The organism is Burkholderia sp. R-40, from assembly GCF_049942845.1.
Lineage (GTDB): Bacteria > Pseudomonadota > Gammaproteobacteria > Burkholderiales > Burkholderiaceae > Burkholderia > Burkholderia ambifaria.
This window is the reverse complement of the sequence record NZ_CP187969.1, coordinates 634,316-646,522: the sequence shown is the minus strand read 5'-3', so window position 1 is coordinate 646,522 and position 12,207 is coordinate 634,316. Positions and strand designations below refer to the sequence as shown.

General features: G+C 65.6%; 14 protein-coding genes. 12 read left to right on the top strand and 2 right to left on the bottom strand.

The genetic code is table 11. From position 1 onward, the window contains the following. The first annotated feature begins 1 nt into the window (after nucleotide 1). From ACP26O_RS31655 to ACP26O_RS31645, 3 genes are all read left to right on the top strand, one after another. Nucleotides 2-898, top strand: a complete 897-nt coding sequence (locus ACP26O_RS31655) for a DMT family transporter (RefSeq protein WP_175666357.1) — start codon at nucleotides 2-4, stop codon at nucleotides 896-898. A 585-nt stretch (nucleotides 899-1,483) separates the two neighbouring features. Next, nucleotides 1,484-2,638, top strand: a complete 1,155-nt coding sequence (locus ACP26O_RS31650) for a branched-chain amino acid ABC transporter substrate-binding protein (protein WP_426356409.1) — start codon at nucleotides 1,484-1,486, stop codon at nucleotides 2,636-2,638. Between the two features lie 87 nt (nucleotides 2,639-2,725). Beyond that, on the top strand, nucleotides 2,726-3,028 hold the full coding sequence (locus ACP26O_RS31645) for a hypothetical protein (RefSeq protein ID WP_006749740.1): 303 nt from the start codon (nucleotides 2,726-2,728) through the stop codon (nucleotides 3,026-3,028). Nucleotides 3,029-3,116: 88 nt separating this feature from the next. Here the strand turns inward: ACP26O_RS31645 and ACP26O_RS31640 are convergent, their stop codons facing one another. After that, a complete protein-coding gene (locus tag ACP26O_RS31640) occupies nucleotides 3,117-3,890 on the bottom strand; it encodes a thioesterase II family protein (protein ID WP_244099089.1) in 774 nt (257 codons plus the stop codon). A 97-nt stretch (nucleotides 3,891-3,987) separates the two neighbouring features. Beyond that, nucleotides 3,988-4,614 carry a hypothetical protein gene (locus ACP26O_RS31635; RefSeq protein WP_175666359.1) on the bottom strand — a complete coding sequence of 209 codons (627 nt, stop codon included), beginning with the start codon at nucleotides 4,612-4,614 and terminating at the stop codon, nucleotides 3,988-3,990. Between the two features lie 511 nt (nucleotides 4,615-5,125). Between ACP26O_RS31635 and ACP26O_RS31630 the strand changes: the two genes are divergently transcribed. The 9 genes from ACP26O_RS31630 (at nucleotide 5,126) to ACP26O_RS31590 (ending at nucleotide 12,202) form a co-directional block, all read left to right on the top strand. Then, the gene (locus ACP26O_RS31630; RefSeq protein ID WP_175662201.1) at nucleotides 5,126-5,548 is read left to right on the top strand and encodes a DUF4902 domain-containing protein; all 423 of its coding nucleotides are present in this window, start codon (nucleotides 5,126-5,128) and stop codon (nucleotides 5,546-5,548) included. A 64-nt stretch (nucleotides 5,549-5,612) separates the two neighbouring features. Then, entirely contained in the window at nucleotides 5,613-6,218 is a 606-nt protein-coding gene (locus ACP26O_RS31625; protein ID WP_175666360.1) for an acyl-homoserine-lactone synthase, read from the top strand. Between the two features lie 124 nt (nucleotides 6,219-6,342). Beyond that, nucleotides 6,343-7,158: an alpha/beta fold hydrolase gene (locus ACP26O_RS31620; protein ID WP_244103943.1), complete on the top strand. Its 816-nt coding sequence runs from the start codon at nucleotides 6,343-6,345 to the stop codon at nucleotides 7,156-7,158. Continuing rightward, complete coding sequence (locus tag ACP26O_RS31615) at nucleotides 7,155-8,675, top strand: amino acid adenylation domain-containing protein (protein WP_175666362.1); 1,521 nt, start codon at nucleotides 7,155-7,157, stop codon at nucleotides 8,673-8,675. The genes ACP26O_RS31620 and ACP26O_RS31615 overlap by 4 nt, the downstream gene beginning before the upstream one ends. 16 nt (nucleotides 8,676-8,691) lie before the next feature. Continuing rightward, nucleotides 8,692-8,940, top strand: coding sequence for an acyl carrier protein (locus tag ACP26O_RS31610; RefSeq protein WP_011660930.1), 249 nt, complete (start codon nucleotides 8,692-8,694; stop codon nucleotides 8,938-8,940). 78 nt (nucleotides 8,941-9,018) lie between these two features. Continuing rightward, complete coding sequence (locus ACP26O_RS31605; RefSeq protein WP_006749751.1) at nucleotides 9,019-9,945, top strand: chlorinating enzyme; 927 nt, start codon at nucleotides 9,019-9,021, stop codon at nucleotides 9,943-9,945. Nucleotides 9,946-9,963: 18 nt separating this feature from the next. Beyond that, entirely contained in the window at nucleotides 9,964-10,284 is a 321-nt protein-coding gene (locus ACP26O_RS31600) for an acyl carrier protein (RefSeq protein WP_228910379.1), read from the top strand. 47 nt (nucleotides 10,285-10,331) lie between these two features. Beyond that, nucleotides 10,332-11,153 carry a hypothetical protein gene (locus ACP26O_RS31595; RefSeq protein ID WP_175666363.1) on the top strand — a complete coding sequence of 274 codons (822 nt, stop codon included), beginning with the start codon at nucleotides 10,332-10,334 and terminating at the stop codon, nucleotides 11,151-11,153. Continuing rightward, nucleotides 11,153-12,202, top strand: a complete 1,050-nt coding sequence (locus tag ACP26O_RS31590; protein ID WP_175666364.1) for a succinylglutamate desuccinylase/aspartoacylase domain-containing protein — start codon at nucleotides 11,153-11,155, stop codon at nucleotides 12,200-12,202. Before ACP26O_RS31595 ends, ACP26O_RS31590 begins: the two co-directional genes overlap by 1 nt. Nucleotides 12,203-12,207 lie beyond the last annotated feature (5 nt).

The following is a 12,207-nucleotide window of genomic DNA, read 5'->3' as shown; positions in this document are numbered from 1 at the left end:
CATGAACACCCTTTCCTCCTCGTCGCGCAGCGCGCGACAGCCGCTCGTCGCGGCCGGCGCGGTGGCGTTCACGATCGTCTCGTGGGCCTCCGCTTTCCCGTTCATCCGGATCGGCCTGCACGGGCTGGCGCCGCTGCAACTCGCGGCCGGGCGCTTCGCGACCGCGGCCGTGCTCGTGATCGCATGGCTGGCGTGGCGGCGGCCCGCGAAGCCGTCGACACGCGACGCGTTGCGCTTTCTCGTCTGCGGGTTTCTCGGCATCGCGCTCTACAACGCGCTGCTCAATACCGGCGAGCAAACCGTGTCGGCCGGCGCGGCGAGCTTCATCGTCAATACGCTGCCGATCTTCACGGCGCTGCTGGCCGCGGTGTTTCTGCACGAACGCTTCAATCGCTGGGGATGGCTCGGTTCGCTGATCAGCCTGGCCGGCATCGCGGTGATCGCGCACGGACAACCCGGCGGGCTCGTGCTCGGCTCGGGGAGCACGCTGATCCTCGGCGCGGCGCTGTGTTCGGCAAGCTATTTCGTGCTGCAGCGGCGGCTGATTCCCGTGTACGGCGCGCTGCCCTGCGCCGCGTACACGCTGCTGGCCGGCGCGCTCCTGCTCACGCCGTGGTTGCCCGGCGCACTCGTGTCGCTCGGCGGCGCGTCGCACGACACGACGCTGGCCGTGCTGGTGCTCGGTATCTTTCCCGCCGCGCTGGGTTACGCAACCTGGACTGTCGCACTCGGCTACTTCGGCGCGGCGCGCGCCGCCAATTTTCTCTATCTGACGCCGGCGGTCGCGACCGCATTGTCGATGATGCTGACCGGCGAGCGGCCCGGCATCGAGACGGTGTGCGGCGGGCTGCTGGCGATTGCGGGCGTGATAGTCGTCGCGTTGCGCGGACGGATGTAGGCTCACGATTTCGTCGAACGGCAAAGACCGATCCGAAGAACGATCCGGCCATGTCGAACCCGGTTGCCTGCAAAGCCGAACGCACACGCCGCTCATATCGACCCGCACCAATTCGCCGACGCGGCCGGGCTTGACCGTTAGTTGCATCAAGAAGAAGGCATGAAAGTGTGCAGACAAACCGACCGAACAGTTCCCGATTAATTGCATCGCACTGTCCATGGCCATCGGCATCGGCCCGGTCGAATAATCGGAGCAATCGACAGCGGCGCGAAACGGCCACCAACCTGCACGACGGGCCGGCGCAACAATGGCGCGATCGCCTCACATTTGCGCAAGGCTACGCAATTCGGCGCAGCGGGCGCATACGCGTTCGGATATATTCATACCAATTGCGTGTCGTCTGACGAAAGCATCCCGCTCGCTCGGGAACCGCTCGGCGCCGGCGTTTTCGTCGACGTCGAGAGCCGGCGGCATGCAAGCCGGCCCCCTCACGGGTCATGGAGATTCGTCCGGCACGCCGATCGCCTCACAAGGGCGCGCAAGCGGCCGGACGGCACTAGAAATATCAATCAACGGAGATGGCAGATGGAACGAAGCACTGTCGGCATGCGCTGCAAACCCCTGATCACCGTCGCACTGGCAGCCGCCGCATTCGCGGCCGCGTCGGGCGCGATGGCCGACCAGGTCGTGAAGATCGGCAGCGTCGAACCGACGACGGGCGGCATTTCGCACCTGGGCAAGGACAACGAGAACGGTGCGCGCCTCGCGGTCGAGGAAATCAATGCGAAGGGCCTGACGATCGGCGGCAAGAAGATCACGCTGCAGCTGGACGCGCAGGATGACGCGGCCGACCCGCGCCAGGCGACGCAGGTCGCGCAGAAGCTCGTCGACGACAAGGTCGTCGCCGTCATCGGCCACCTGAACTCGGGCACGTCGATCCCGGCGTCGAAGATCTACAGCGACGCGGGCATCGTGCAGATCTCGCCGTCGGCCACGAACCCGACCTACACGCAGCAGGGCTTCAAGACGACCTACCGCGTGGTCGCGACCGACGCGCAGCAAGGTCCGGCGCTCGCGAGCTACGCGCAGTCGAAGGGTGTGAAGAGCGTCGCGGTGATCGACGATTCGACTGCGTACGGCCAGGGCCTCGCGAACGAATTCGAGAAGAAGGCGAAGGCGCTCGGCCTGAAGGTGATGTCGCACGACGCGACCAACGACAAGGCGGTCGACTTCCGCGCGATTCTCACGAAGATCAAGGGCGAGAACCCGGACGCGATCATGTACGGCGGCATGGATGCCACCGGCGGCCCGCTCGCGAAGCAGGCAAGGCAGCTCGGCCTGCGCGCGAAGATCCTGTCGGGCGACGGCGTGTGCACCGACTCGCTGGCCGAGCTGGCCGGCCCTGCCGCCGACAACGTGCTGTGCTCGCAGGCGGGCGCTGCGCTCGAGAAGATGCCGGGCGGCGCGGCGTTCCTCGCGAAGTACCAGAAGCGCTTCAACCAGGGCATCAAGTTCGATGCGCCGTTCGCGTACGACGCGGTCTACATCGCGGTCGACGCGATGAAGCGTGCGAACTCGACCGACCCGGCGAAGGTCCTCGCCGCGATGCCGTCGACGAAGTACGAAGGCGTGATCGGCACGACGACGTTCGACGCGAAGGGCGACCTGACGCACGGGATCATCTCGATCTACGGCTACAAGAGCGGCAAGAAGACCTTCCTCGACCAGGTGAAGATGTAACCCGCGGCGACGCCGGCACGACGGGCACGCCACCCGTCGGCGCCGGCGCCGCCCGGGTCGATTCGCGTTTTGCGGAGATGAAGCGACATGTGTGCAATGGCGTATACGGAATTTCAACAGGAGTTGAAGAAAGCGCAGTTGACGGCGCGGGAATTCGCCCGTCTGATCCGGATGAACGAAAGCTCCATCACGAACTATTCGAGCAAGGGCACCGTCCCCTCCCACCTTGCGGTCATCGCGACGCTCATCGGCGCGCTCGCCGCGCACGAGATCGATTTCCGGCACGTGATCGGCAACACGGCGATCGAACCGAAACGCCCGCGCGGCGTCGGCGCGTTTCCGGCGGCGGGCAGCACGCCGGCCGGGAAAAAGAATCGCGGCGCGTCGTGATCGGCCACGCCTGACAGCGGCGCGCTCGATCGACGCCGCGACATCCGGCGCGGCCTGCGGCAAGTGAACGGCGCGCCATTTTTGGCTTCTAGGCGATCCGTTCGGCGGTTGATGTCGATGCCTGTTTCACCGCACCACCGCCGGCCGGCGTCGGTGGCTCGCCGAGGATTTCGCGCAGATGCGCAAGCACCTCCGCGCGATGCGAGTCGATGAAAAAATGCTCGCCGCCGAACACCCGCACGCTGATCGGCAACGACGAATAGCGTTGCCATTCGCCCAGATCATCGAGTGCGACCAGCGCATCGTCGGCCCCGGCGAGCACATGGACCGGCACCGGCACCGCGCGAATCGCCGCGCGCCAGGTTTCCCGGCACTCGAGGTCCGCACGGATCGTCGGCAGGAATAGATCGATGAACGCATCCGCATCCAGCATCCCCGCGGGCAGCCCTTCCAGCAGATTCAGTTCCTGCACCAGTTCGTCGCGGGGCAAATCGTGCAGCCGGCGCCGGCGTCGCGACGGCAGATGCGGCGCCGCGCATCCGGACACGGCAAGGGCCGACGGGGGCATGCCGACGTCGACGAGCCGGCTCGCCAGCTCGAGCGCCAGCGCGCCGCCCATGCTGTGTCCGAACAGCACGATGCGCGCATCGGCAAGGGGAAGCAGGCTTGCCATGACGTGGTCGGCGAGCGCGCCCATCGTGCGCAACGGCGGCTCGCGGAACCGCGCGCCGCGCCCGGGCAGTTCGACCGCGCACACTTCGACGTCGTCCGGCAACCCGGCATGCCAATGGGCGTACGCGGACGCGTTGCCGCCGGCGTACGAGCAGCACACGAGCCGGATCCGCGGCGCGCGGACCGGCATGAAGACTTTCAACGCTGCAGTGGCGGTCATGAGTGTCGTGGTCGGGAGGTCGGGTTCATCGGTCGATCAAGCGCCGGCCACGCGCCGGACGCGTACGTCACGCAGGCGAGCCGCTATGCCGGCGCGCTTCCCACAGCGCTTCCATGCGCGCGGTAATGGCCGGCAGCTGATCCCGTGTCACGCAATACCTGACCGTACGCAGCGGCGTGCGCAGGATCGGCAGATCGAACACGCCCTCTCCTTGCGCGTCGATGCCGAGCCGCGTCTTGACCCGATTGGCGCCCACGTTGTTGGCCGGCGACTCGAACCGGATCGAATCGAGCGAGAAGCGCGCGAAGAATGCCGCCATCGCCTTCACGTACGACACGATGCCGATGCCGAGTCGCCGATGTTCCGGGCTCCAGATATGCGCATGCATGACGCCGCTGACGTACTGCCCCGGCGCCCCGCCGACGCGCGGTTCGAGATGCGTGAGTTCGTGCACGCCTACGGTCTGTCCTTTCAGCGCGACGCTCAGGATCGCGTTGCGCGGCATGTCGGCACGCGTGTCCCGCTCGATGTTGAGCGCGAGCATGTCGCGCATCTGGCGGCGGCCGGGCAGCCGCGCCGGGTCGACGCCCATTTCGATCAGATGGCTGTCGCCGCTGTCGTACCAGTACGCGATGAAGCCGTCGATGTCGGCGCTGTCAAAATTTCGTACCTCAATATCCGCTACGTCGATCACGCCACGCTCCCTTTGTCGCTTCACTGCGGTCGACCGGGCCTTGCGTGCCCGCGTCGGGCCATGCCGTGAAGCGGCCGGCCAATCCGTCTGTCGCGATGATGCAGACATCCGGCACCGACCGTCAGCTGTAGTTTTTTGCAGGATCAAAGGAATTGCGCGTCGCCACGGTTAGTCGCAGAATATTTCCGAAATCCGGCCATTCATGGCATCAAGTCCGCACTTCGAATCACGGCGGATGGCGTGGCTTCATGGCCTTTTTGGTATCCGAACCAATCCCGTCCGGATTACCGCGATTCAGCCGGATCACCTCCGGCATCACACCGCACATCGTCGCGCCAACGGCTACTTCCCGCCGCGCGATCCGATCCGTTCCGCATCGATGTTGTTCCGCTTCCGGCCTGCCGTGGCGACGCCGCGCGGCCAGTCGTCCGCCCATGTTTGAAGGTCACGGTCGTCATTCGCGCGCGATGCGCGCATCGGCCGGGACACACGCCAAACAAGGAGGTTGCTCTTGGATCTGAAACCGGACGGACATGCGATGCCGGCTTACTTCGACACGTGTTCGCACGACGGATACGTCCGCGTGCCCGCTACGCAGCTCGCGTCGATCACGCTCGCGCTGCTCTATGCAGCGTGCGACGAACGCGTACTGAGCGACGCATGGGATCTCGGCCTTCCCGCGTGTCATGCCGGCCATTGCGAATGGATCGATACCAACTGGCGCCCGCCGATGACCTTCGGCTGGGCCTGGTTGACGGATCGCGATCGCACTTGCCGAATGTTTCCGAACAGCGTGACCTCCAACGTGATGATCGTCTGCGCAAGAGGCTACGACGTCGGGCCCGACCACACCCGCTCGCTGCTCGCGGACTGGATCAATACGCTGCCGTGGACCGTTAGTGTCCGCGCGCATCTCGCCCTGCCGGTCCTGTAAAAAGTTGCAGTTTCGACGCGTCCTCCATTTCGCATTTAATGCGTACGTCCATTGGAGTTCGCACATGCACCAAACCACTATCGGAAACGCGTCGCAACTGTCCGCATCGAACCTCGCGGCACTCGCGTCGTATCGACACGCAATCTTCATCGAGAAGCTGGGCTGGCAGCTTCCGGTAGTCAATCAGCAGGAGTTCGATCAATTCGATCGACCGGACACGATCCATATCTTCGGTCGCGAGGATAGCGGCGCGATCTGCTCGTGCGCCCGACTGCTGCCGACGACCCGGCCGTACCTGCTGAGCGAGATTTTTCCCGGGCTGATGGGCGCGGCACCGGTGCCGAATGCGCCGGATATCTGGGAACTCTCGCGCTTTTCGTCCTACATCCTCGGCGCCGATTCCGGCGGCCTCAAGCGCGCGCATGCGAACACGCGCAGATTGCTGGCGGACGTCGTCGAATTCGCACGCTCGAACGGCGTGCGACGGCTCATCACGGTGTCGCCGCTCGGCGTCGAACGGCTGCTGATGCGTCTGAAGGTTCACGCGCACCGCGCCGCGCCCCCGCAGATCATCGACGGAAAGCCGGTGTTCGCGTGCTGGATCGAGATCGATGAAATCACGTGCGCGTCGCTGGGCATCGACTGTCCGCGCACGCCGACGCCGAGCTGAAATCCGGCCGGCCGCGGTCCCAACGCATGCCGTCCCGCGCGACGCGGCGACGCCCTTCCTTCCCTACGATATTCGTCCCATGCAGCGAGAGACCATTCCGGCCTTCGACGGTCGGCCCCTGCGAGTGTTTCATACGGAACGCTCGACCGGCCGACGCAACCTGATGCTCGTTTTGCCGTTCGGCGTGCGTCATGCGATGGTCGAACGACTGTGCAACGCGCTCGAGCCGCACTTCAATGTGATCACGTGGGAATCGCGGTTCGTGCTCGACCTGCAGGATGATGCGACCGACGACGCATTCGACGTCGAATACCACGTGCGCGATCTCGTGACGGTCGCCGCGCATGCGAACGACCGCGTCGGTCACGACGGCCCGATCGATGTGATCGGCTATTGCTCCGGCGCCGGCGTCGGCCTGCTGGCCGCCGCGCGCTACCCCGACAGCGTTCGCCGGCTCGCGCTGGTGTGCGGCGAATTCATGCTGAAGCCGTCGGTCTGTCCGCCGAGCAGCTTCCAGCGCGAAGTGGACGTGCTCCTGCCGGTCGCGGCGACGAGCAAGGAAATGGCCGGCATGCTGTTCGACAAGATCTCGTCCGGCCGCAGCGCGCCGCAATCCGAATTTCATTCGTTCATCTCGGTGCCGTTCTCGAGCGCGGCGCACCTGCACCGCTACGGACTGAACTACGTCGCGTACCGGCGCACCGACTTCCTCGACGAAGCCGCCACCGTCACGCAGCCGACGCTCGTGATCGCGACGCGAAGCGATCGACAGGTGCTGCCGGAAAGCGCACACATCATCGTGGCGCACCTGCCGGATGCGACCGGCGTGCACGAATTCGACGGCGACCACTACGAGCTGTGTCGCGCGCAGCCGGCCATGACCGACACGCTGCTGCAATTCTTCGGAACGCAAGCCAACCGATCGGAAACTGTTCAATGAACCACTCGACCATCGACGGCCGCTTCGCCGAGCAGGTGCGCCGCACGCCGGAGCGCATCGCACTGGAGGGAACGGCGCACACGGCGCCGCTCACCTACCGCGAACTCGACCGGTGCGCGAACCGGCTTGCCGCGGTGCTTGCGCGGCATGGCGTCACGCAGGGCGCGCCCGTGCTGCTGATGCTGCCGCGCTGCTCGAACGCCGTGATCGCGATGCTGGCGATCGTCAAACTCGGCGCGACCTTCGTCCCGCTCGATCCGAACTACCCCGCTGCGGTCAAACACGCGTACGCACGTGACAGTGCGGCGCGGCACGCGATCGCGGCAGTCGGCGACGACTCGCTGCGCGAGTCGGGACTGTCGGTCATCCACGTCGCCGATCTCGCAAACGACAGATCGGCCGATGATGCCGAAGCTGCCGACGCTCCGCCGCCCGCCGCCTCGCACGATGGCGACGCACCGGCCTACGTGATGTTTACCTCGGGAAGCACCGGCAAGCCGAAAGGCGTCGTGGTGCCGCATCGCGGCGTCGTGCGGCTCGTCGATCGGCCGAACTACATCGCGATCGAGCCGGGCGATGCATTCCTGCTGCTGTCCCCTATCACCTTCGACGCGTCGACGTTCGAGATCTGGGGCGCGTTGCTGAACGGCGCGCGCCTCGTGGTGTACGACGGCGCCATCTTCGATCCCAATGCCGTTTCGCAGCTGATTCGCGAACAGCGCGTGAGCGTGATGTGGCTGACCGCCGCGCTGTTTCATCTCGTCGTGCGCCGCTATCCGGCCATGCTGACCGGCGTGCGTGTGCTGCTGGCGGGCGGCGACGTGCTGCATCCGGACGCGGTCAATGCCGCGCTCGACGCGTTCCCCGACATCACCGTCGTCAACGGATACGGCCCGACCGAAAACACCACGTTTACGTGCTGCCACGTGATGACGCGCGACAACCGGCCTGACGGCGTCGTACCGATCGGCACGCCCGTGACCGGCACGTCGGTGCATGTCGTGCGCGGCGACGGCGATCTCGCGTCCGTTCCGGACGGGCAGGAAGGCGAGCTCTACACCGGCGGCGACGGCGTCGCGCTCGGCTATCTGAACAACCCCGACGCGACCCGCGCGGCCTTCGTGCCGGATCCGTCCGGACCTGGCCGGCTCTACCGCACCGGCGACATCGTCCGGCGCCGTGCGGACGGCACGCTCGAATTCGTCGGTCGGCGCGATCGGCTCGCGAAGATCCGCGGCTACCGCGTCAGCCTCGACGAGGTGCAGCAACTCGTTGCGCGCTTGCCGTGCGTGGAGGAATGCGTCGTCCAGGTTCGCGAAGACCCGAACGGCGAAAAGTTGCTGGTCGCCACGGTCCAGACCAACGAACAGCGCGACAACATGGCCGCGTTCATTCGCGGCGAACTGCGCAAGCTGGTGCCTGGTTTCATGATTCCCGACGCCATCGCCGTGTGCGCCGAACTACCGGTCAACGCGAACGGCAAGGTCGATCGGGTTCGACTCGCAAGTCCCATCTGAAAATCCGGAGAACGTAATGACTGAAAAAACTGTTGCCATCCCCGACATGATCGCCTCGACCTGCCGGGACACGCTCGGCTTCGCCGACCTGCGCGGCGACGAGGATTTCTTCGACCGGGGTGCCAGCTCGCTGACGATCGTCGAACTGCAGATTCAGATCGAAAACCGGCTGCAGGTGCGGGTGCCGACCAGCAAGCTGATGGCTGCGCCCACGATCGACGGCTGGGCCGGCATCTACGAAGCCGCGGCCGCCGAACTCGCGTAAGCGCGTGCGTCATTTCCCGAACACCGCTTCGTCCGTTCGAAGCGGATGCATTTAATCGATTCGACCAGGAGCAGCTCCATGCAGAACTTTCGACTGACGCCCGAGGAAATCGCCACTTTTCGCGCGCAAGGCTACATCGGCCCGTTCACGCTGTATTCGCCCGAGGAAGCGCGCGAGCGCTACAGGACGATCCGCGCGCAGCTGTTCGATCGTGAATACGCGGTGTACGACCTGCCGCCGACGAGCCCGATCGCCAATTACGACCGCCACCTCGACGTCAATCTGCTGAGCGAGCATATCGGCCGGCAGGAAATCGTCCAGCGGCTCAACTCGATTCTCGGGCCCGACGTCATCTGCTGGCGTTCGGAGATGTTCCCGAAGTATCCGGGCGACGAAGGGACCGACTGGCATCAGGCCGACACGTTCGCGCACGCGTCGGGCCAGCCGCAGATCGTGTGGCCGGGCGACCAGCGTTTCGGCGGCGCGATCACGGTATGGACGGCGCTGACCGACGCGACCGAGCAAAACGGCTGTCTGCGGTTCGTGCCGGGCACGCATGAAGAGATGTTCTACGACGAGTCGCGGAAGATGCAATTCGATCCGTCCAACATCAATGCGCTCGAGAAGGACGGCATCAAGCGCGGCTTCTTCGGCTACGACTATCGCAGCCTGCAGAAGGATCCAGACTGGAAGCCGGACGAGAGCAAGGCCGTGTCGATCGTGATGAAGCCCGGCCAGTTCGTGATCTTCTGGTCGACGCTGATGCACTCGTCGTTTCCGAACTCGACGGTCGACCAGACCCGGCTCGGCTACGCGAGCCGCTACGTGCCGGCCGCGGTCAAGGTCTATCCGGACACCGATACCGTCGACGAATACGGCAGCAAGATCTCGCTCGACAAGTTCGGCGTCGTGCTCGTCTCCGGCGAGGATCGATTCGGGCATAACCGCCGCGTCGAGCGCAACGCACGCGGCGTGAGCTTCGCGCAGCAACCGTCCTACGCCTGACCGACCGCACCCGCGGCCATGAAACCGGCGAACGGCGCGGCGCGCCGTTCGTCATTCGACCGGTGCCAACCCATGATCCAGCCTATCGAGATTCCTCATGTCCGGCGCGTCGACCACGTCGTCGCGTCCGTCGTGGCGAGCGTCCTCGGCCGCGACGCCGTGACGCCCGACGACGACTTCTTCACGATCGGCGGCTCGTCGATTTCCGCCGCGCTGGTGAGCACCCAGCTCGAGCGACAGCTCGGCCACGACGTGCCGGTGCGCCTGCTGTTCGAATATCCGTGTCTTCGCGTCTTCAGCGAAAAACTGCTCGAATCCATGAGCGTGGCCGCACGGTAGTCCCGAGATCACTGTCCTGAATCGCCTTCTCCTCGGAGGAATTCGCTTTGAACAAGCACTATCGCGCCGAAATCTACGATTTCGACAAGCAGGTCGAGCACGCGGATCTCACGCTCGCCGATGCCGCATTGCTGATTCGCGATCGCAAGGCCGCCGCGGTTCTTGTCGATCTGGTCGACCCGAGCGCGCTCGACCGATGGTGGGACGATCCGGCCTTCCCGCCGGTCACGCAGCACCAGAGCTTCGCCGGCGCCGGCAAGTCGGGGCTCGCGATCGGGCCGACCCAGCGGCTGGTGAAAGAGCAGTTGATCCCCGGTTTGATCGACTACTTCTCCTATGCAGGCCGCACGAATGCGGCGCTGCGCGACACGGAATTCGTCAAACTGTGCGCCCGCGAACTCGGCGCGGATTCGGTTCGGGTCGGCGACTGGGGCGAACTCCCGCTGGTGTCCAAACGGGAATATCAGCCGGTGCCCAACGGGCTCTACAGCGTCCCGCCGCATTGCGACGCGATCCACTTCGGCCGCGAACCGCTGAACTGGCCGATCAAGGACGGTTACGACGAAGGCTACGATCAGATCTCGCTCTTCCTGTCGGTCCAGGACGCGGAAAACAGCGCCGGCCTCGTCATGTGGGACTACCGGCCCGCGACGCGCGCCGAGCTCGACGAACTGATGAGCGAATTCGCGCAAACCCGGCGCATCGATCGTCTGGACCGCGTGCGCAGCGTCACCATCAACGGACGGCCCGGACAGCTGAACATTCTCAACACGCGCGTCATGCATGCGGTCGAGCAATGCACGACCGTGCGCCGCACGCTCGGATCGTTCCTGGTATGGCATGACGGTCAATGGCGGATGTTTCACTGATGACAGACATCGCTTCAACGGCGGGCGGCGACCCCGCGCGCAGTCGGCTCGAGGCCGAGATCGCGGCGTTCGAACGTTTCGCCGCGTCGAGCACGATCGGTCGCGCCCGCGTCGAGCGTGTCGAGCGCTTCGGCTTCGTGATCCATCCGCCCCACGCGAACGCGGCACACGAGCCGCGATTCGACCTGTTGTTCATCGCGCTCACACACGGCAACGAATACGCCGGACTCCCCGTGCTCAATGCGCTTTGCCGCTACGTGGAGGCCGGCGTGCTGGCGCCGTCGGTGTCGATCGGCTTTCTGCTGGGCAACGTCGACGCCGCGCGGCGCGGCACGCGCTTCGTCGAACGCGACTTGAACCGCACATTCGGTCGCGCCGGGCGCGACACGGCCGACGACCGGCGCGCTCGCGAGATGGAGCCGGTGATGAGGCGCGCCCGCTTCTGCGTCGATCTGCATCAGACGATCGAGCCGTCGGAAGCGCCGTTCTTCGTCTTCAACTACCACCCGACGAGCCTGCAACTGGCGCACGCGATCGCACCGGACACGCCCGTCGTCACGCATTGGGGCAGGCCGTTTTCCAGCGCGTCCGCAGGCGGCTGCACGTCGGACGAATTCATCCAGCAGGGCGACGGCGTCGCGCTGAGCATCGAGCTTGGCCAGAAGGGCTTCGGCCTCTACCAGATCGCGGCGGGCGTGCGCGTGTGCCTGGACGCAATCACCACCGTCAGCGCGGTCGTCCACGGCGCTTCGTTGCCGCCCGTCGATGCGTGCGCGAATCCGATCTATACGTGGGCGCACATCGTCCCCTATCCGGACGGCGAGGTCAGGCTCGACGCAGGCTTGCGAAATTTCCAGCCGATCCGGGCCGGGGATCGGCTCGGCATGCGGGACGGCGCGCCGCTCGTCGCCGGCACGAGCGGCCTGCTGCTGTTTCCGAAGTACCGGCGATCCGAATCCGAGCCGAAACCCGCGGAGCTTTACCGTCTATTGAGGCAACCGGCATTGTCCGAACTGGGCAAGGGCGACTGCCTTATGCCGCAATCCTAATCATT

What these genes read in the sequence shown, in the direction of transcription:
- ACP26O_RS31655 (WP_175666357.1), top strand. Translation starts at nt 2, where the DNA reads ATGAACACCCTTTCCTCCTCGTCGCGCAGCGCGCGACAGCCGCTCGTC.
- ACP26O_RS31650 (WP_426356409.1), top strand. Translation starts at nt 1,484, where the DNA reads ATGGAACGAAGCACTGTCGGCATGCGCTGCAAACCCCTGATCACCGTC.
- ACP26O_RS31645 (WP_006749740.1), top strand. Translation starts at nt 2,726, where the DNA reads ATGTGTGCAATGGCGTATACGGAATTTCAACAGGAGTTGAAGAAAGCG.
- ACP26O_RS31640 (WP_244099089.1), bottom strand. Translation starts at nt 3,890, where the DNA reads ATGCCGGTCCGCGCGCCGCGGATCCGGCTCGTGTGCTGCTCGTACGCC.
- ACP26O_RS31625 (WP_175666360.1), top strand. Translation starts at nt 5,613, where the DNA reads ATGCACCAAACCACTATCGGAAACGCGTCGCAACTGTCCGCATCGAAC.
- ACP26O_RS31615 (WP_175666362.1), top strand. Translation starts at nt 7,155, where the DNA reads ATGAACCACTCGACCATCGACGGCCGCTTCGCCGAGCAGGTGCGCCGC.
- ACP26O_RS31610 (WP_011660930.1), top strand. Translation starts at nt 8,692, where the DNA reads ATGACTGAAAAAACTGTTGCCATCCCCGACATGATCGCCTCGACCTGC.
- ACP26O_RS31605 (WP_006749751.1), top strand. Translation starts at nt 9,019, where the DNA reads ATGCAGAACTTTCGACTGACGCCCGAGGAAATCGCCACTTTTCGCGCG.
- ACP26O_RS31600 (WP_228910379.1), top strand. Translation starts at nt 9,964, where the DNA reads ATGAAACCGGCGAACGGCGCGGCGCGCCGTTCGTCATTCGACCGGTGC.
- ACP26O_RS31590 (WP_175666364.1), top strand. Translation starts at nt 11,153, where the DNA reads ATGACAGACATCGCTTCAACGGCGGGCGGCGACCCCGCGCGCAGTCGG.